This is a genomic window from Pseudochrobactrum algeriensis (genome assembly GCF_018436245.1).
Classification (GTDB): Bacteria; Pseudomonadota; Alphaproteobacteria; order Rhizobiales; family Rhizobiaceae; genus Pseudochrobactrum; species Pseudochrobactrum saccharolyticum.
The window spans coordinates 165,201-184,346 of sequence record NZ_CP075361.1 but is presented as its reverse complement, the minus strand read 5'-3'; the positions used below and the strand labels follow the sequence as shown (position 1 = coordinate 184,346).

Genomic DNA, 19,146 nt, shown 5'->3' with positions numbered 1-19,146 from the left:
ACCCTGTTAATTTGCCGCGCCACAGAGCGATGGCCTTGATTTTCAGTACACAAACATCGATATCCCAGACAATATGATTCAAGACGGAAGAGAATAATGGCTGACGAAAAGAAAAACGGCGAAACCCCAGATCTTGGCCAGCGCGACCTGAATAATCCGCGTGACCGCGATGCTCTGAAGCGTGCCGCTGATGATTTTCTGAAAGCGCGCAAGGATGAAGCAGTGGCTGAAGCTGCAGAAGATGATGCTGCCGCTGAAGATGCCATCAACCCGCTTGCCGAATTGCAGGTGGAGAATAATGCGCTGAAAGACCAGATGCTGCGTCTGGCTGCCGATATGGAAAATCTGCGTAAACGCACTGCCCGCGAAATGCAGGATGCGAAAGCCTATGCGGTGACCAATTTTGCCCGTGACATGCTTTCTGTATCGGACAATCTGCGTCGTGCGCTGGATGCTATTCCGACAGATGCGCTTGCTGAAGACACAGGCCTGAAAGCACTGGCTGAAGGCGTGGAAATGACTGAACGTGCAATGATCAATGCACTGGAGCGTCATGGTGTAACCCAGTTGTCGCCGGAAGGTCAGAAATTCGACCCGAATTTCCATCAGGCGATTTTTGAAGTTCCGAATACTGATGTGCCGAATAATACGGTCGTTCAGGTCATGCAGACCGGCTATGCCATCGGCGACCGCGTTCTGCGTCCGGCCATGGTCGGCGTATCACGCGGCGGTCCTAAAGAATAAAATATCCTGACATTGCGGCTTAACATCAGTCTCAGTCGCTCAGTGTAAAGACAAAACGGACGCAGGGCTTTCCTTGCGTCCGCTTTTTATTGGGCTGAATTTTTATAAAATTGCGCTACACAAGCATAAGCAATCCGGTGCGATTTGCTTAGATAAGGGAGGACAAGACATGACATTTATCGATTTTATCGACTATGCCGGTGTCTTTGTCTTTGCCGCAACCGGTGCGCTGGCAGCCTCGCGCTGCCGTCTTGATATTATCGGCTTCATCTTTCTTGCCAATATGACCGCCGTCGGCGGTGGTGCCCTGCGTGATCTGATGCTCGGCAATACACCGGTCAACTGGGTGCGTGAACCGCTCTATCTGCTGATCGGCACCAGTGCTGCTGTTCTGGTCTATTTCACCGCACACCGTGTTGAATCGCGTTATCGTATTTTGCTCTGGCTTGATGCGATTGGTATGGCGATGTTCAGCGTGATGGGCGCAGAAAAAGCATTGCATCTCGGTTTCAATGCATGGGTGGCCATCGTTGCCGGTATTTTCACCGCAACAATGGGCGGCGTCTTGCGTGATGTGGTGGCAGGGCAGCCATCTGTATTGATGCGCCGTGAAATCTATATTTCCGCAGCGCTTGCCGGTGCCTGTACGTTTGTGGCGCTGAGTGCGCTCAATGCGCCGATCACCTTCTCTGTGCTGGCCGGTACCGGCATCGCTTTTCTGATCCGCGGCGGCGCTTTATATTACGGCTGGGTACTGCCTGCACACAAAGCGCGGCGCGGACGCACAGAAGAAGAACTCAAACGTGACGGTATTGTGCGCGACGAATAAAAACGGGAAGTCATATCTACCCGTTTTATTTATCCATTCAGCTGGCTTTGATAAGACCGGCCTGTGCAGCAATATCCTTCAGATTATTCTGCGGACGCGGGCCGATTTGCTGGATAACAATACCGGCAGCCAATGAGCCGAACGCACCGCATTCTTTCAACTGATAGTCATTGGTATAGCCATAGAGGAAACCGGCGGCATAAAGATCGCCTGCACCGGTTGTATCGACCAGCGCGTCAATTTCAATCGCCTGTACTTCCACGGTTTCATCACCACGCAGAATGATCGAGCCCTGCTCCGAACGGGTCACTGCAGCCAGTTTGCAATCGGCACGCAAGGCTTCAAGCGCACTCTCAAAAGATGAAGTCTGATAGAGTGATTTAACTTCCGCCTCATTGGCGAAAACAATATCAACCGTTCCGGAGCGCATCAGATCAAGAAACTCATCACGGTAACGATCCACACAGAACGGATCGGATAAAGTCATAGCCACTTCACGGCCATGCTCATGGGCGATTTTCGACGCCAGCAAGATTGCTTCTTTGGCGCGTGGCGGATCCCACAAATAGCCTTCAAAATAGACCAGCTTGGATGTGCTGACTTTAGAGCTTTCAATATCTTCAATACCAAGCTCCACGCAGGCACCGAGATAGGTATTCATGGAACGCTCGCCATCAGGCGTCACAAAAATCATGGAACGGGCGGTTGGTACGCCTTCCTGCAATGGTGCCGTATCAAACGCCACACCCTGACTACGAATATCATGTGTAAAAATCGTGCCGAGCTGATCCATCGCCACTTTGCCAAAATAGGCAGAGCGACCGCCCAGACTGGCCACACCTGCCGCAGTATTGCCTGCGCTGCCGCCTGACGCTTCAATCGCAGGGCCTTTGCGGCTGTAAAGCAGCTCGGCTCTTTCGCTGTCGATCAAATTCATAGCACCTTTGATAATGCCGTTATTGACCAGAAAATCATCTTCGGTGCGGGAAATAATATCGACAATTGCATTCCCGATGCATAACACGTCATATTTGGCGGCAGAAATGGCTTTTACTCCCATAAAAACTTCGCGGCGGATGACCGGAACTCAGCCCTCACATCCATTGCGGCACCAGTTCTATCTATGGAATGTGTTTTTTGCCAGTGCAGAAAAGCGTTTTCATTTTCATCAATACAGCGGGCGATCTGTAAAACTCATCTTGTTGCACCCGTACAGGCTCCCTATCTATCGGAAAAAAGAGCGCATCCCGAAAAGTGTATAGCGGTTTTCGTATAAGATGCGCGCCAGACAAAAAAGACGGAGCCCCGATGATCCTCACCGCCGCGCTTAATGCCCTCTATCGCCTGCCCTCACCGGAGTTCCGCTCAGTTCTGTGGAAATCGCTCGGCCTGACCCTGCTGGCGCTGATCGCATTATGGGCACTGGCACGGCAGTTCTTTTTCTGGCTGGCATGGCCGTGGTTTGAAAATATGCTGCCTGCTATGCCGGACTGGACAAGCTGGCTCGGCCTGTTTGCCGCGATTGCCGCCGGTTTTGTGCTGGCGCTGTTGCTCGCCTTTCTGATTGCGCCGGTTACTGCGTTGATTGCAGGTATGTTTCTTGATGATGTGGCAGAGATTATCGAGCGCGAAGATTACAGCAATGAACCGGCCGGCACACCGATGCCGGTTGGCCGTTCCCTCGTCTATTCGCTCAAATTTCTGGTTGTGGTCATCCTCGGCAATTTGTTCGCATTGCTGATGCTGCTGATACCGGGCGTTAATCTGATCGCCTTTTTCATCGTTAACGGCTATCTTCTCGGACGTGAGTTTTTTGAATTTGCAGCCATGCGCTATCGCGGCGAGGATGGTGCCAAAGCCTTCCGTGAAGAAAACCGGATTACAGTTTTTCTCGGTGGTCTGGTGATTGCCGGATTTATGGCGATACCGCTCATCAATTTGCTGACACCGCTCTTCGCCGCTGCCATGATGGTGCATCTGCATAAAGCCCTGAGCGGCAAGAAACCGGTCACAAACAACAGAAACTGACAGAGAAACAGATGCGCATTGCCTGCCTGCATACGGCCGCCAGCAATATTGAAATTTTCGGGAAAGCTGCCGCAGCCTTCCAGCTTGATGCCGGACAGCTCAACCATGCGGTTCACGGTGAATTGCTGGAAGCGGCAGAAAAGCAGGGAGGTATTACTCCAGCCATTGAAATGGCAACGCTGCATATCATCCAAAACCTCATCACTGAGGCAGATGCAGTTCTTGTGACCTGTTCAACCCTTGGTGCAATCGCTGACAGTGCCCGCGCCGGTTTTGCCAAGCCTGTTCTGCGCACAGACCGTGCTCTGGCAGAGCAGGCTCTGGAGAGCGGTTTATCTGTGAGTGTTCTGTGTACTGCCCCGACAACACTGGAACCGACGACAGAATTATTCCGTCAGGTCTTTGCCAATGCGCAGGTCGCACCCGATATCAGGCTGATTGACGGCGCATGGGATTTATTCCGTGCCGGTGAGATCAAAGCCTATGAAAGAGCAATTGCAGATACTGCGAACGCCGCACATGATACAGGCAGCCAGCTGGTAGTTCTGGCGCAAACCTCTATGGCAAATGCCGCTGCACTTATCCGCCACAAGACACACGTGTTTGATGCACCAACTGCCGCCCTGCGCCAGCTTCTGCACCGCGCTTAATCTTCGATCCGTAGCAAGGGTGCCGGAATCGTATTGGTTTTCTGCGCCGATTTGCAAATATCGGCGATCACGCAATTGGCGCAATCCGGTGTACGGGCCTTGCAGACATAGCGGCCATGCAGGATCAGCCAGTGATGGGCATGCATCATAAATTCTGCCGGAATGATCTTCACCAGCTTGGCTTCGATCTCATCCGGTGTTTTGTAAGGCGCAAGGCCGATCCGGTTGCCAATACGCAGAATATGCGTATCCACCGCCATTGTCGGCTGGCCGAAAGCCATATTCAGCACGACATTCGCGGTTTTGCGCCCCACCCCCGGCAAAGTCACCAGTGCATCACGGTCACCCGGCACTTCACCGCCGAAATGATCAATCAGCGCCTGAGACAATAAAATTGCATTCTTCGCTTTATTACGCCACAGGCCGATCGTACGAATATAATCGCCGACAACCTCTTCCCCCAGATCGACCATTTTTTGCGGTGTGTCAGCAATGGCAAACAATGCCCGCGTTGCTTTATTCACGCCCGCATCGGTTGCCTGCGCCGACAGCATCACCGCCACCAGCAGCGTGAAAGTGTTGACGTGCTCAAGCTCGCCTTTCGGCTCCGGACGCTGCACGGAAAACCGCCGGAAAATCTCATGGATTTCTGCCGGTGTGTAAAGCGTGCCGCTGACACGACGCTGAGATTTTGCGGGAATCTGGGTCTGGTTGTTCTGCATGGCATTTATATAGTAAGCTATAAGCAAGAAGCCTATCTGCAAGCTTGCCGCAGGCTGGAGTACCGTGCTCTTTTTCGGGCACACAAAACTTGCTCTAGCATTTTGTGCTGCCGAGCTTTTACCAACGATATGCGGCCCGAGAGTTATTGCCATGAATGCACCCTACCATCCGGACGGTGCGGATCCGGACGCCTATGGCGCACAGTTTTTCAAAGCGACCCTGCTTCCCTACCGCTCGCTTTCACCGCGCGGTTTTCAGATTATGATTTTAAGCCTGCTGCTGCTCTGGGCCTGTATTGGCATGGTTTTCATGCAGATCGGTGCATTGCCAGTAGTCGGGCCGGTGGTTGGGCTGTTCGGACTGGACATTGCCCTGATCTATCTGGCGTTCCGGCTTAATTATTATGCCGCCAGACAACGGGAAGAAATTACGGTGTCACGCGAACAGTTGCTCATCAGGCAAGTCTCCGCTTCAGGACGTATCCGCGCATATCAGTTTAATCCTTTCCGCACACGGTTTCACATTACCCGTAAAGATGATATCGGCATTATCCAGATGCAGCTGCATAGTGACGGCAGAACTTTGGATATTGGCAGATTTTTGCCACCCGATGACCGCGAGAGCTTTGCAAGTGCTTTTTCCAACGCCCTGACACGCAGCCGCCGCTGACGATCGGGTTAAATACCGGATGTTTTATGATTACGATTATCGGCTCGATTAATTTTGACCTCATCGCCCGCAGTCCGAAACTGCCGGAGCCCGGTGAAACCCTCACAGGCAGAAATTTCTCAACAGCCGCCGGCGGCAAAGGTGCCAATCAGGCACTCGCTGCCGCACGTGCCGGTGCATCCGTGCGTATGGTCGGTGCTGTTGGTGATGATTCCTTCGCTTCGCAGGCCGTTGCATTGCTGCGTGCCGACGGCGTGGATCTGACCCGTGTCGCCACACGCGGCGATGCCACCGGTATCGCGCTCATCACTGTTGAAGACAGCGGCGAAAATACCATCATCGTCATTCCGGGTGCCAATGGTCTGGTTACGCAAGACGATGTAAACACCGCTGATCTGGATGGCGGTTATCTGCTTCTGCAAATGGAAATTCCGCTGCCGACACTGGAGAAAGCCATCGCTGCATCAGAAACCAGCGACACAACCTGCATTCTCAATACCGCGCCCTGGCGCGATGATGCCGCAAGCCTGTTGCCGCGCGCCGATATTATTATTGCCAATGAAACGGAGTTTGATCTGGCCAGTGTTCAGCTTGAATTGTCCGGCGATGACCGTCAGGCCAGAATGATCGATTTTGCCGAACATTATGGCCGTACCATTATCGTAACGCTGGGTGCGCAGGGCATTATGGTGGCAACGCCGGATGAGCATTACAGCCTGCCTGCCCTGAAGGTTAAACCGGTGGATACGGTTGGTGCCGGTGACACATTCTGCGGCTATCTCGCAGCCGGTCTCGACAGCGGCCTGTCTTTGCGTGATGCCTGCCAGCGCGCTGCAAAGGCAGCATCGCTCACCTGCCTGAAAGCCGGTGCTCAGCCTTCCATTCCTTACGCGGCAGAAGTCCAGTAAAAGAAAAGGCCGGAGCAATCTCCGGCCTTTTTTGTCGTCTCTATATTTAAAGCGTTGCGATACGCTCGGTCAGCAATGTGAAAAAACCTTCGTGGTCAACATCACGCATCACGATTGCATTTTTCGGGCGTTTGGTAACACCCCACCAGTCGATTACCGACATACCGAGGCAAAGCTCGGACGCGGTTTCGATCTCAACATTGCAATGACGGCCTGAATAGAGTTCCGGCTTCAGCAGATAGGCAATTACATTCGGATCATGCAGCGGTCCGCCGTCTGTGCCGTATTTTTCCTCATCGAAGCGTTCGAAAAACTCCAGCATTGCCACACAGGCATCACCCACCTTGTTACCAAGGGAGCGGAAAGCCTCAATACGTTTTGCGGTTGTCAGCGCCTTATGGGTAACATCCAGCGGCATCATCACAATCGGCACACCGGAGGCATAAACGACTTTCGCCGCTTCCGGATCCACATAGAAGTTGAACTCAGCGGTTGGCGTGATATTGCCGCCCTCAAAGAAACCACCGCCCATCAGCACGATTTCCTGAATGCGCGGGGCAATTTCAGGAGCCTTATTCAGCGCCAGTGCAATATTGGTCAAAGGTCCGAGAACGCAAAGCGTGACTGTGCCCGCAGCTTCATGCAGCAAAGTCTCAATGATGAAATCCACACCATGCTGCTTGTGCAATTTCATCACCGGCTCAGGCAGATCAGGACCATCAAGACCGGTGCGGCCATGGACTTCCTCTGCGGTGACCAGCGGACGAACCAGCGGCTTGGACGCGCCTGCAAAAACCTTTGTCTGCGGCTTGCCTGCCAGCTCGGCAATTTTCAGAGAATTGTGCTGCGTCAGAGGCAAAGGCACATTACCGGCCACAGCAACAATACCCAGCACATCCAGCTCCGGACTTGCCAGTGCCAGCAGGATTGCCAATGCATCATCCTGCCCCGGATCTGTGTCGATAATAATTTTGCGGGCCATCAAAGCCATCCCTTTCATCAAAAAATCTGCGCATGCTGTCATGTGAACTCATGAGCTTTCAGGCGCACTATAAATGCAGTGAAATTATTTTCAGCACGAATCTTGAACGATAACGCACATATCAGCTGTTGCTCTTGAAGTGGAGCTTTTCTCAAGCCATATAAAGAACAGGAAAACGCCGCTACGGGTTTTCCCCAAACGGTCGCTCTTAAGGACTGAACAATGACCAGACTTACACCTTTCTCCAGCCCGCTGCTGCTGGGTTTCGATACGATGGAAAAAACGCTGGAACGGATTGCTAAATCCGGTGACGGCTATCCGCCATATAATATCGAAAGACTGCGCAGTTCTGCGCAGGATCAGGAACAACCGGTTCCTGAGAAATTGCGCATCACGCTTGCTGTTGCCGGTTTTTCTGATGACGATCTGGAAGTTACGACTGAAGATAACCAGCTGGTTATCCGCGGACGGCAGACTGATGAATCCGAGCGGGAATATCTGCATCGCGGCATTGCTGCACGTCAGTTTCAGCGTGTTTTTGTGCTGGCAGACGGTATGCGCGTGGTCAACGCGGAACTAAAAAACGGATTATTGTCGATTGATCTCGACAGACCGGAACCAGAACGCCTCGTCAAGCGTATTAGTATAAACGTGAAAGAGTGACCGTTCTCAGGATTATAAAAGAACTGTAAAGGGTTCATTGTTATAATCAGCTCCGTGGTTGCAGTTTTATCGGCTGATAAATGCAACTGCAAATGCTCTCGAAAGGCAGCGTCAATTTTGAGCTGCCAGGACAGGAGGCCTAAAATGACTGCTGACAAACACATTTTTACAGAATTCGAATTTGCCCATCTCGGCGAAGGTGAAATAGCCTATTTGCGCAAAGTTCGCTCCGAAGATTTGTCACGGCGCTTCCCTGCATTACCACCAATGGCGCCGGGCATGGAACTCTGGGCTCTCTTCGGCGCCAGCGGAACCCCGATCATGCTTTCCGATATGCGCGCCACAGCATTGGCCGGAGCACAGGAACATGAACTCCACACAGTGATGCTGCATTAAGCGCATCCTGAAAAGTGAAACCGGTTAAACACATTACAACCCGCCTGTATCACAGGCGGGTTTTGTTTTTATTCCCGCTTCATGAAAAATGCCGCGCTGCACAGGGCAAACACGGCATTTTTAATTCAACTAACCCTGCTTACTCAGCAGAATTATCAACTTTTCAGGCCGCATTGGCTGCAGGCGGCGCAATCAAAAACGAATGCAGAGCCTGCGCATCAACGGTGCCGCGCAATTTGGCAACCATATCCGGATCGCGCAGCAAACGCGCAATGCGGGACAGTGCCTTCAAATGATCGGCGCCGGCATTTTCCGGTGCAAGCAACAGAAAGACCAGATCAACCGGCTGGTCATCCAGTGCTTCAAAATCCACCGGCTGCTCAAGACGCGCAAAAACACCGGTAATTTTACTGATATTCGGCAGTTTGCCATGTGGTATCGCGATGCCGTTGCCAACACCGGTAGACCCCAAACGCTCACGCTGAGTCACAGTTTCAAAAACTTCTCGCTCAGAAAGACCTGTGAGTTCAGCAGCCTTCTCAGCCAAGATCTGCAATAATTGCTTCTTGGAGCTTGCCTTCAGCGAAGGGATAATCGCCCCTGGCTGAATCAGATCGCTAAGATCCATTTTCTCCATTCCTTCTCTCATGCGGAGTAATCATCTCCGTAACCGGGAGGTGCAGTGATCTACTGCCCATTCAACAGATACTCAAGTCAAATTCGCGATTCTACTCACACTTTTCACGCATCAAATCCGTAACGCATTGATTTCAATCATAAATAAAAATTAAAAAAAGATTACAACACGCATTCACTGACGCCTGCTTCGCGGCATTCCGCTCAAGGTACACCAGTAACACAAAAATTCCTATCTCTAGATATCGTGAATAACAGCCGCAACCACGCAGAAGACAGGGCAGAAAACATTATTTGATTTTTTATATGTTATTTCAGTGAGTTAAAATATGAGAAAAATTTCAAGTTTTTTGATTGATGTATAAATACATCCGGAAACGGGAGAGGTAACCCACTCATCGCTTCAATATTCTGTTCCGGAAAAGCAAAACCCCGCTATCTGCGGATTCGCAAATAGCGGGGCCTGTCTGTTCAGCCTTAAACGCGGGCTGCCTGTGCGACTCTGGACGGATCAATCCAGCCAATATTGCCATCCGGACGACGATAGACAATGTTGACTTCTTCACTTCCTGCATTGCGGAAGACCAATACAGGATGCTCTGTCAGATCAAGCTCAACAACGGCAGATGCAACACTCAGCGTGCGCAGAGAAACGGATGATTCCGCGACGATCGTCGGCGCATAATCCTCAGGAAGATCATGATCTTCGTCGGGAGCCGGTTCCATCACGCTATAGGCGATATTCTGATGATTGTTGCGCGCTGACTGAACCAGAGAGCGGGACTTGAGGCGACGCATATAGCGGCGCATCCTTGTCTCCAGCTTTTCAGCCGCTGCGTCAAAAGAAAATTGCGGATCCTGCGCTTCTGCAGAAGACTGCAGAGTCGCTCCGGTATCCAGATGCAAAGTGCAATCCGTAGTAAAACGGGAACCTGATTTAACGACTGTAATTGTACCGGAAAAGCCACCTTCGTAATATTTGCTAACAGCATCACGGACACGGTCTTCAATTCTGATGCGGAAAGCATCACCGATGTCCATATGTTTACCCGAAACGCGGAGACTCATGTGGCAGTACCTCGCTGTCTATATTCGAACACCTCAATCTAACCACAAGCGAAGGCATTGCGCAAAGCGAACTGACATAAAATAAAATAAACTTTGCATGTGCCAAAAGAATATGCGGACAGCTCTTTGATTGACACAATCAGTCACTATATAAGCGCCTGTCGAAAATTCCGGCGAAATAAACGCCCGCTATCAAAATCATCAACGATTTCAAATAAATTCGGGAGCAGAAACTGCTCCCGGGATTCGCTGACTAGAGCGGTTTACATTCATGCTGGATCGCAATGCTCGCTCTAGATTCTTTAGTTTGTCGCATTATCCCGACGTCAAGTTGATCCAACTTGACTGTGAAATGCTCTAATAACGCTTTGCGTAAAATTTGAACTTACAGAGTAAACTGATCACCCAGATACAATCTGCGTACGTCAGGATTGGCGACGATCTCTTTCGGACGGCCATGGGTCAGCACCTGTCCGGCATGGATAATATAAGCGCGGTCAATCAGGCCGAGCGTTTCACGCACATTGTGATCGGTAATCAGCACACCGATGCCGCGGCTGGTGAGGTGACGCACAAGCTGCTGAATATCCGCAACCGCAATCGGATCCACACCGGCAAAAGGCTCATCCAGCAGCATAAAATTCGGGCGGGATGCCAGCGCACGGGCAATTTCGAGACGACGGCGTTCACCACCCGACAGTGAAATCGCCTGCGCCTTGCGCAGATGCGTGATATGGAATTCTTCCAGCAGCGCATCGAGTTCAATGGCACGCTTTTTGCGGTCTTTTTCAACCACTTCCAGCACGGCCTTGATATTATCTTCAACCGACAGACCACGGAAAATCGAAGCTTCCTGCGGCAGATAGCCGATGCCGAGCCGTGAACGGCGATACATCGGCATAGATGTTACGTCAAAACCGTCGATCTCAATCGTACCGCTGTCGACCGGCACCAGACCGGTCACCATATAAAAGCAAGTGGTTTTACCGGCACCGTTCGGCCCCAGAATACCGACAGCCTCACCGGCACGCACACCAAAGGACACACCATTCACAACCTGACGGCCACGATAGCTCTTGCTGATGCCTCTGGCAACCAGCGTTCCTTTAAGCCGTGACAATTCCTGAGGCGGACGCTGTCCTTCCGCACCGGCAGACTGCGCCTGCAAATTGCCCGCGGCATCAGCCGCGGCATTATCGGGAGCATGATCGGTTTGGGCGTTTAAAGAGGACAATAGAAATCCAGACCAGTTATCAAAGCCGGTGCCTGCATTCAAAGCACAAGCAAAATTAAATTTATCAGCTCAGTTGCAGACCAGAACAGCTCTGATCTGCAATTTTTTACTCGGCTTTAGGAGACAGAATAATAGAAACGCGGCCGGACTGTCCTTTACAGCTTTCCAGATAGGCTTTGCCTGTCTGGGTATTGGCTGTCAGCTTGCAACCGGTGGCAATATTATCACCATCAGACAGCACAACTTTCTGGCCGGTCAGCACCATTGTCTGCGCTTTGGCATCATAAGTGCCGGCATCGCCGGTTGCGACCTGTGTACCGGATTTCAGATAGACTTTTCCGTCCACTTCAATTTTCTCAATGCCGCCGGCATCCAGACCAGCGCCGCTCAGGCCACCGATACCGCCTTTGGCTTTATCAGCACCGGCTTTATCGCCGCCGTCTTTTGTTTTGCCGGTATGAACCTGCATACGACCGGCACGCAGGAGAATATCGCCCTGTTTGACCGAAACATTACCGGTGAGAATGATAATGCCCTCTTTGTCGCGCACTTCCATTTTACCGGCATCAATCGACACAGGTTCTTTGCTGTCAGATAATTTCAATCCGTCAAGGGGAACACCCTGCTGTGCCTGAGCACCTGAAAGGCTCAAAGGCAAAGTCAGCAAACCGGATATGAAGAGGGCGGCGATCTGCTTCACGCCTGTCAGGCGCAGCGCAGACTTGCCCGAAACTGTATTCTGTGAGCCTGTTTTCAGCTCGCTGCCTGCCTGTTGCCGCATCATATTCATTCCCTCGAAAATCACCCTTGTTATAAATCGCAAGTTTGAGAATAAAACAACAAACTTCTGAATATATTCTTGCCGCCGGACCATAAGTCCGGCCGGAATATACGCAGTCTGCCAACACATCTATAACAGGCGTATTACTTATTGGTGTAAATCACTATCACACTCTGTTCAACGGTGAAACAAAGACTGCTTTACGGGCGCAGCACAGGTGCTGCAATCAGCTGCCCTTTTTCGCTGCGGAGACGGTTTCCTTAACAGGCTCAATGGTCAGCTGAACCTGATCATCAAACACCATCACCTTGCCGTTTTCCTTAATGAGCATTTTATTCGCGCGGATATGTGCGTTTTTTGTGCGGATATCGACCGGCTTATCGGTCGACATCTCGCCACTCGACACATTCACATTGGCAGAGCCCAGCTTGGCTTCCATGCCATCGGTTGTCTTCACCGTGAACGCATTATCAAACTGCAAATGACCATTATTGCTGTCATAGACGCCGGATGCCGCATCAATCTCGGCGCTGTCTTTATCACCGACAGGCAATTGCGCTTTGATTCCTTCCAGCGCAACCACGCCGTTCTGTTTGGCATCCTGCACAGCGCGCTCGGCAACCATCGAAAACGGACGCTTATCCTTGGTGTAGCCTTTAAGCTGCGGGCCGGTCATCACCAGCTTGCCGCTTTCAGACGGATCAAGCTCAACTTTCACCGGAGAGGGAGGCGTAGCCAGAAATGTGTACCATGAGAAAACCGCAGCCACGCCGAGAGCAACAACCGGCAAAGCGGTTTTCAGAACGCGCACGCGCATGCTGTGTCTCTTCGCAGCGTGAAACACAGCGGTACTTTTATGTGACGCTCCGAAAACCATCTTATGGTCTGACACAGTCCAAAACTCCTGAAACCGGCAATTTGCCAGCTGCCTACACGTAAGGTATTAATATTTATCGGTGAAATGCACGACTATTCTGTATAGTGCGCTCAAATCGCTTTTTATTGTGGTATAAATGGGATGATACCGCGTCCAAAACAAGCTGCATTGCTGCAGTTGTGCGTTCCGGAGGTTTAACTCAGATCACTTTTCAATGATATGAGGTTAAAAAACCTGATAATACCATGTTCAGGTCTTCCTCGGATATTATCCCCGCTTCCAAAATACATTCTGTTTATGCGACATATAAAGACATCATATAAGCCCAAGAACGGACATATCTCATGACTTATACTGCCGATGCAGTGCTTGAACGTCGTCGAATTCGCCGTAAGCTGACTTTCTGGCGTGCCGTCACTTTGCTGCTTGTTGCGGCAATGATACTCTTCGCTGCGCTTTACATCAACGGCAGCAAGTCTTCCCGCAATGTGCCTCACATTGCAAAAATTTCCATTACCGGCACCATTTATAACAATGAAGAGCTTTTGAAACGTCTCAAAGATGTCGCAGAGAGCGATATGGTAAAAGGCGTCATTCTGGATATCAGCTCTCCCGGCGGCACCACGACCGGCGGCGAAGTGATTTATGATGCCGTGCGCAAAATCGCCGATAAAAAACCGGTGGTCTCACAGGTCGGCACACTGGCAGCATCCGCAGGCTATATGATTGCCATCGCTTCAGACCATGTGATTGCCCATAAGACATCAATGATCGGCTCGATCGGTGTGCTGTTTCAATATCCCGATATCAGCGCCTTGCTGGACAAAGTCGGCGTGAAATTTGAAACCATCAAATCCAGCCCGCTGAAGGCCGAGCCGAATTTCTTCTCTCCGGCCAGTGAAGAAGCCAAGGCCATGATCGATAACACCGTCAAAGATACTTATGACTGGTTTGTCGGTCTGGTAAAAGAACGCCGCCCGATGATTACAGCCGACAAGCTCCCTGCATTGACCAACGGTTCGGTCTATACCGGCCGTCAGGCATTGCAGCATAAGCTGATTGACGCGATCGGCGATGAGGAAACCTCTGTTGCATGGCTTGAGACCAAAGGCATCGACAAAGAGCTGCCGGTTATCGAGTGGAAAGCTGAAAGCTCATCCTATAATGACCTGCTTTCCTCTGCTGCGATGAAATTATTGTTGCGGAACATGGGCTTGTCCGATCAGGCCGGCGCACTATTTGATGAACAGATCGGTCAGCGTATCTTCCTTGACGGCATGCTTTCAGTTTGGCACGGTAGCAACGGAGAAAAACCGCAATAATACCCGTAAAATGCGTTTAACATTAAAGATAATGCGTATTTTCAGATAGTTATGCTATGAAATATTAATAGCATAGGCATATTATTCATACTAAGCTGTCTCTGTTCCGACGGGGACAGCCCGCATACAGGTTCTGAGAGTATTCTTTTAGGGCGCATTCCCCGATCCTTATTCAAGGTGCGGGTCAGATGCGCAGTATATCAAAACCGGAAGCGCAGCGGTCAGTTTCAGACGGCCGGATTAAGCGCTAATATTGCAGAGAGGTCGAACGCAGTGATTAAATCTGAACTCGTGCAGATCATCGCCAGCCGCAATCCGCATCTTTTCCAGCGCGACGTGGAAAATATTGTCGGTGCAGTTTTCGATGAAATTACTGAAGCTCTGGCGGAAGGAAACCGCGTAGAGCTCCGTGGCTTCGGCGCCTTTTCCGTGAAAAACCGCCCTGCCCGCAACGGACGCAACCCGCGCACGGGCGAATCGGTCGATGTTGAGGAAAAATGGGTTCCGTTCTTCAAAACCGGCAAAGAACTGCGTGATCGCCTCAATAACGGCCACGATTAATCAATAATAGCTGCAGCGCATATACAAGCGTCTTTATGCGCAACATGCGAACAGTGATATAAAATCAGCACTTTTGCTATCGGGCATATTTATGCCTGATAGCACTTATATTTTATGCAGTGCAGCCCGAGAATTACGGATATTAACATGACCAACCGTTTTCTGACACTTGTCATTGCCTTGCCGCTTGCAGTGATTTTAATTGTACTGTCGGTCGCCAATCGCAGTGCAGTCAGTGTAACGCTTGATCCGTTCAATCCCGGCAATCCTGCTCTGACCTATACAGCACCATTGTTTCTCTGGGTGCTGGGGGCTTTTCTTGTTGGTATTATTACCGGCGGTCTGTTGATCTGGTTCACACAGGGACGGCACCGCAAACTGGCACGCAAGCGCAAAGCAGAAGCCGATGCACTCCTGACCCGCGCCAAACAGGCGGAAGCCAAAAACCTGCCATCCGCATCTTCCCTGTCCTGATCTCGGCGCTGCATCCATGCAGACCACATATATTATCAGGCTTTTTCATCAACTTCATAAAGATCGGTGCTTGTCTCCTCCCCTCAGGCATGGGAACAATCTGTTGTTGTGAGAGCGCGTTTTGTGCGCCCGATCGGGCACACGGCGCTCTAAAGCATGTCGCGGAAAAACGGGCACCGGTTTTCCGATAGTGACATGCGTGAAAACAAGGAGATCGAGCGAGCGCAGTGGATATAATTAAATGCGCTACGCTCTAGATTCTTTATTTGGTCGCATTATCACGGGCGTCAAGTTGATCCAACCTGATTGTGAAATGCTCTAATGAAAATAAATGTCCGTGCATTGCAGGAGACAATGGGCGGCATCATAAAAGGCCTGACAAATAATGCTTCATATTTCCGCTGCTGCCGTTGATGATCTGATGACCTGGCCGGAACTGGTCGATGCGCTGGACAGCGCCTTCCGTAACGGCATGATCCAGCCTGTGCGCCATCACCATCCGGTTGAACGCCCTGAGGGCAGCCCGTCCATGTTGTTGCTGATGCCTGCATGGTCAGATTTCCATAAACTTGAGCATCAGTCGCAAGGCTATATGGGCGTTAAAATCGTCACCGTATCACCGGACAACGGCCTGATCGACAAGCCTGCGGTTATGGGTGTGTACCTGCTGCTTGACGGCATTACCGGCGAACCAAAAGCACTGATTGACGGCCAGAGCCTGACCCGCTGGCGCACGGCCGCAGCCTCCGCTCTTGCCGCCCGCTATCTGGCACGGGAAGATGCATCGCGTCTTGTCATTATGGGTGCCGGAGCGGTTTCTTCCAATCTCGTCCGCGCCCATAGTTCTGTGCGTCCGATCACCGATATTGCGCTTTGTGTGCGCAATCCGAAACGGGCAGAAGCAACACTCAAAGAACTGCGTGATGAAGGCTATAATGCCTATATTGCTGAAGATCATATCGCAGCCATTCAGCAGGCGGATATTGTTGCCGCCGGCACTCTGGCAACCGAACCATTGATTCACGGGAAACATTTGCGTCCCGGCACCCATGTGGATCTGGTCGGCGCTTTCACGCCGGATATGCGTGAAAGTGATGACGAAGCCGTGCTGCGCTCCCGTGTTTTTGTCGACACCAAAGACGGTGCTCTGAAAGAAGGCGGCGACATTACACAGCCTTTGCGTGACGGCATTATCAAGCCGGATCATGTGCTCGGCGATCTGTTTGATCTGGCACGCGGAACAGTCAAAGGCCGCGTAAGCGATCAGGACATTACACTGTTCAAATCCGTTGGTGCAGCCATGGAAGACCTTGCCGCCGGCATTATGGTCTATGAAAAGAGCCTGAAACAACAAGGTTGATCCTGGCCATCTCTTGCCCTGAAAAGCTTTAAACCATGAAGTTTTTCAGGGCACAGATGCATTTATAAGACATTCCCGTTTAGATTCAGCTTTCCCAAAAGGCTGCCATGCTCTACGAAACAGAAAATATTGCACCATCTGATGGTATAGTATTTTGAGTTTAACAGTTTCGGAGCAAACAGGGTGAAACCGCCAAAAGGAAAAGCCGCCAAATCTCATAATGGTTCATCAGCGCGATCTGCGGGCAAACCGGCCGCACAGTCACGCGATAACCGTAAAGCGGTGTCGGCTGCACCTTCGCAGGGTTTTAAAAAACCGCGCCCGAAATTTGCTAAAACCGAACAGAATGCTGCGGCTTTTGAAAATGCTGCACCGGCTGCACCGAAAAAAGTAACGGCTGAACCGGCTGTCGCCCAGCGCTCATTGCTGAAACTGACAGGCGAGCGACCTCAGCAAAACCTTCCTGTCATTCTTGAGACCAGCCCGAGCGAAGATTATGCGCTGCTCGACAGCGGTAACAGTCTCAAGCTTGAACAATACGGCCCTTACCGCATCATCCGCCCTGAGGCGCAGGCTATCTGGCAGCCTGCATGGCCGCAGAGCGAATGGGACAAAGCCGATGCAATCTTCACCGGCAATACCGATGAAGAAGGCATGGGACGCTGGCATTTTCCGAAACAGCCACTGGGTGAAACTTGGCCAATGGCGCTGCAGGATGTGCGCTTCTTCGGCCGCTTCACCTCGTTCCGCCATGTCGGCGTCTTTCCGGAGCAGGCCGCACACTGGGCTTTCATGGCGCAGCAGGTGCGCGATGCCCGCAAAAAACAGGTCAACCGTTCCGTGCGCGTCCTCAACCTGTTCGGCTATACCGGCGTTGCCTCGCTGATTGCCGCCCATGCCGGTGCTGAAGTGACCCATGTGGACGCTTCCAAAAAGGCTATCAACTGGGCGCGTGAAAATCAGGCGCTTGCCGGTCTGGAAGACAAGCCGATCCGCTGGATCTGCGAAGACGCAACCAAATTTGTGGCGCGCGAAGAGCGCCGCGGCAATACTTACGACATTATCCTGCTCGACCCGCCCGCTTATGGCCGCGGTCCGAATGGCGAAGTCTGGCAGCTTTTCGACAATCTGCCGCAAATGGTCGATATGTGCCGCGCGATCCTCTCGCCGGATGCCCTCAGCGTTGTGCTGACCGCCTATTCGATCCGTGCCTCGTTCTTTGCCATTCACGAGCTGATGCGCGACCGCTTTACCGGACGCGACGGCGTGATTGAATCGGGCGAGCTCATCCTGCGTGAACGCTCAGCCGAGCGCGCGCTTTCCACCTCTATGTTCTCCCGCTGGATTGCCAATTCATGACTAAAGACAATGATTTTTCCCGCAAAGATGCCCCACGCACCGGTAGCGTTAAAGAAGTTACCAGCCTGACCAATCCGATCGTCAAAGACCTGCGTGCTTTGTCGATGAAGAAATTCCGCGACCAGCAGGGCGTGTTTCTGGCGGAAGGTCTGAAACTGGTCATCGACGCGATTGAGCAGGGCTGGCGCATCCGCACTCTGGTGTTTTCCAAAGCCGGTAAAGGCAATCCGCTGGTGGAGAAAGTTGCAGCCCGTACCAAAGCCGGTGGCGGTCTGGTGCTGGAAGCTTCAGAAAAAGTGATTGCGGCAATCACCCGCAAAGACAATCCGCAAATGGTCGCCGGTGTTTTTGACCAGCGTTTTGAACCGCTGGAAAGACTGCGTCCGCAAGGCAATGACACCTATATCGCGCTTGACCGCGTGCGTGATCCGGGCAATCTCGGTACCATTATCCGCACCGCTGATGCGGTAGGCGCCAAAGGTATTATCCTGATCGGCGACTGCACTGATCCTTATTCTATGGAAACCGTGCGCGCGACAATGGGCTCAGTTTTTGCCGTGCCGCTTTACCGTGCCAAGCACGACGAATTCATCAACTGGCGCAAATCCTATAAGGGCGTGCTGGTGGGAACGCATCTCAAAGGTGCCGTCGACTACCGCACTATTCCCTATAATAAGCAGCCGGTTATGCTGATGATGGGCAATGAGCAGCAGGGATTGCCTGACGATCTTGCTGCAATTTGCTCGCATTTAGCACGTATCCCTCAAATTGGCCGTGCGGATTCGCTTAATCTTGCTATTGCCACCGGTGTCATGCTCTACGAAATCCGCCGTGACGCTCTGGTTCTGGATGATCGCTAAACTAAGACACGCAGGAGTTTAA

At 51.7% G+C, this 19,146-nt stretch carries 22 protein-coding genes; 14 read left to right on the top strand and 8 right to left on the bottom strand.

Annotated features, from left to right (window positions below; translation table 11 throughout):
* The first annotated feature begins 96 nt into the window (after positions 1-96).
* Both grpE and KHQ09_RS03010 read left to right on the top strand, forming a co-directional pair.
* Complete coding sequence (gene grpE / locus KHQ09_RS03015) at positions 97-744, top strand: nucleotide exchange factor GrpE (RefSeq protein WP_213596201.1); 648 nt, start codon at positions 97-99, stop codon at positions 742-744.
* Between the two features lie 169 nt (positions 745-913).
* A complete protein-coding gene (locus KHQ09_RS03010; protein WP_022710715.1) occupies positions 914-1,573 on the top strand; it encodes a trimeric intracellular cation channel family protein in 660 nt (219 codons plus the stop codon).
* A 37-nt stretch (positions 1,574-1,610) separates the two neighbouring features.
* Here KHQ09_RS03010 and KHQ09_RS03005 read toward each other — a convergent pair whose 3' ends face one another.
* A complete protein-coding gene (locus tag KHQ09_RS03005; RefSeq protein ID WP_213596199.1) occupies positions 1,611-2,633 on the bottom strand; it encodes an adenosine kinase in 1,023 nt (340 codons plus the stop codon).
* Between the two features lie 248 nt (positions 2,634-2,881).
* On the opposite strand from KHQ09_RS03005, the gene KHQ09_RS03000 reads away from it, so the two are divergent.
* Both KHQ09_RS03000 and KHQ09_RS02995 read left to right on the top strand, forming a co-directional pair.
* Positions 2,882-3,601, top strand: a complete 720-nt coding sequence (locus KHQ09_RS03000) for a sulfate transporter family protein (protein ID WP_022710712.1) — start codon at positions 2,882-2,884, stop codon at positions 3,599-3,601.
* Between the two features lie 11 nt (positions 3,602-3,612).
* Positions 3,613-4,251: an aspartate/glutamate racemase family protein gene (locus KHQ09_RS02995; RefSeq protein ID WP_213596197.1), complete on the top strand. Its 639-nt coding sequence runs from the start codon at positions 3,613-3,615 to the stop codon at positions 4,249-4,251.
* On the opposite strand, the gene nth is transcribed toward KHQ09_RS02995, so the two are convergent.
* A complete protein-coding gene (gene nth / locus KHQ09_RS02990) occupies positions 4,248-4,973 on the bottom strand; it encodes an endonuclease III (protein WP_213599755.1) in 726 nt (241 codons plus the stop codon). The two genes, KHQ09_RS02995 and nth, sit on opposite strands and share 4 nt — an antisense overlap.
* 151 nt (positions 4,974-5,124) lie before the next feature.
* Between nth and KHQ09_RS02985 the strand changes: the two genes are divergently transcribed.
* Entirely contained in the window at positions 5,125-5,643 is a 519-nt protein-coding gene (locus tag KHQ09_RS02985; RefSeq protein ID WP_075654093.1) for a DUF2244 domain-containing protein, read from the top strand.
* A gap of 26 nt (positions 5,644-5,669) precedes the next feature.
* Complete coding sequence (locus KHQ09_RS02980; protein ID WP_213596195.1) at positions 5,670-6,551, top strand: ribokinase; 882 nt, start codon at positions 5,670-5,672, stop codon at positions 6,549-6,551.
* Positions 6,552-6,597: 46 nt separating this feature from the next.
* Here the strand turns inward: KHQ09_RS02980 and KHQ09_RS02975 are convergent, their stop codons facing one another.
* Entirely contained in the window at positions 6,598-7,533 is a 936-nt protein-coding gene (locus KHQ09_RS02975) for a nucleoside hydrolase (RefSeq protein WP_213596193.1), read from the bottom strand.
* A 222-nt stretch (positions 7,534-7,755) separates the two neighbouring features.
* Here KHQ09_RS02975 and KHQ09_RS02970 point away from each other — a divergent pair, with 222 nt between their 5' ends.
* Complete coding sequence (locus KHQ09_RS02970) at positions 7,756-8,196, top strand: Hsp20 family protein (RefSeq protein ID WP_022710706.1); 441 nt, start codon at positions 7,756-7,758, stop codon at positions 8,194-8,196.
* A 144-nt stretch (positions 8,197-8,340) separates the two neighbouring features.
* On the top strand, positions 8,341-8,592 hold the full coding sequence (locus tag KHQ09_RS02965) for a BQ00720 family protein (RefSeq protein ID WP_075654091.1): 252 nt from the start codon (positions 8,341-8,343) through the stop codon (positions 8,590-8,592).
* Between the two features lie 163 nt (positions 8,593-8,755).
* Here the strand turns inward: KHQ09_RS02965 and ptsN are convergent, their stop codons facing one another.
* From ptsN to lptC, 5 genes are all read right to left on the bottom strand, one after another.
* Entirely contained in the window at positions 8,756-9,220 is a 465-nt protein-coding gene (ptsN, locus tag KHQ09_RS02960) for a PTS IIA-like nitrogen regulatory protein PtsN (RefSeq protein ID WP_213596191.1), read from the bottom strand.
* 485 nt (positions 9,221-9,705) lie between these two features.
* Entirely contained in the window at positions 9,706-10,296 is a 591-nt protein-coding gene (gene hpf, locus KHQ09_RS02955) for a ribosome hibernation-promoting factor, HPF/YfiA family (RefSeq protein WP_075654090.1), read from the bottom strand.
* A gap of 385 nt (positions 10,297-10,681) precedes the next feature.
* The gene (gene lptB / locus KHQ09_RS02950) at positions 10,682-11,464 is read right to left on the bottom strand and encodes an LPS export ABC transporter ATP-binding protein (RefSeq protein WP_051139016.1); all 783 of its coding nucleotides are present in this window, start codon (positions 11,462-11,464) and stop codon (positions 10,682-10,684) included.
* 172 nt (positions 11,465-11,636) lie between these two features.
* The gene (locus tag KHQ09_RS02945; protein ID WP_238481547.1) at positions 11,637-12,314 is read right to left on the bottom strand and encodes an LptA/OstA family protein; all 678 of its coding nucleotides are present in this window, start codon (positions 12,312-12,314) and stop codon (positions 11,637-11,639) included.
* A gap of 223 nt (positions 12,315-12,537) precedes the next feature.
* Positions 12,538-13,188 carry an LPS export ABC transporter periplasmic protein LptC gene (gene lptC / locus KHQ09_RS02940; protein WP_075654089.1) on the bottom strand — a complete coding sequence of 217 codons (651 nt, stop codon included), beginning with the start codon at positions 13,186-13,188 and terminating at the stop codon, positions 12,538-12,540.
* A 344-nt stretch (positions 13,189-13,532) separates the two neighbouring features.
* Between lptC and sppA the strand changes: the two genes are divergently transcribed.
* The 6 genes from sppA (at position 13,533) to KHQ09_RS02910 (ending at position 19,124) form a co-directional block, all read left to right on the top strand.
* On the top strand, positions 13,533-14,510 hold the full coding sequence (gene sppA, locus KHQ09_RS02935; protein WP_022710699.1) for a signal peptide peptidase SppA: 978 nt from the start codon (positions 13,533-13,535) through the stop codon (positions 14,508-14,510).
* A 252-nt stretch (positions 14,511-14,762) separates the two neighbouring features.
* Entirely contained in the window at positions 14,763-15,071 is a 309-nt protein-coding gene (locus KHQ09_RS02930; protein ID WP_028233576.1) for an integration host factor subunit beta, read from the top strand.
* 147 nt (positions 15,072-15,218) lie between these two features.
* A complete protein-coding gene (locus KHQ09_RS02925) occupies positions 15,219-15,545 on the top strand; it encodes a lipopolysaccharide assembly protein LapA domain-containing protein (protein ID WP_116086321.1) in 327 nt (108 codons plus the stop codon).
* A gap of 385 nt (positions 15,546-15,930) precedes the next feature.
* Positions 15,931-16,905 (top strand): bifunctional Delta(1)-pyrroline-2-carboxylate/Delta(1)-piperideine-2-carboxylate reductase, encoded by a 975-nt coding sequence (gene lhpI / locus KHQ09_RS02920; protein WP_116086319.1) that lies wholly within the window; start codon positions 15,931-15,933, stop codon positions 16,903-16,905.
* A 183-nt stretch (positions 16,906-17,088) separates the two neighbouring features.
* Positions 17,089-18,264 carry an RsmD family RNA methyltransferase gene (locus tag KHQ09_RS02915; protein WP_338019227.1) on the top strand — a complete coding sequence of 392 codons (1,176 nt, stop codon included), beginning with the start codon at positions 17,089-17,091 and terminating at the stop codon, positions 18,262-18,264.
* Positions 18,261-19,124, top strand: coding sequence for a TrmH family RNA methyltransferase (locus KHQ09_RS02910; RefSeq protein ID WP_213596189.1), 864 nt, complete (start codon positions 18,261-18,263; stop codon positions 19,122-19,124). Before KHQ09_RS02915 ends, KHQ09_RS02910 begins: the two co-directional genes overlap by 4 nt.
* Positions 19,125-19,146 lie beyond the last annotated feature (22 nt).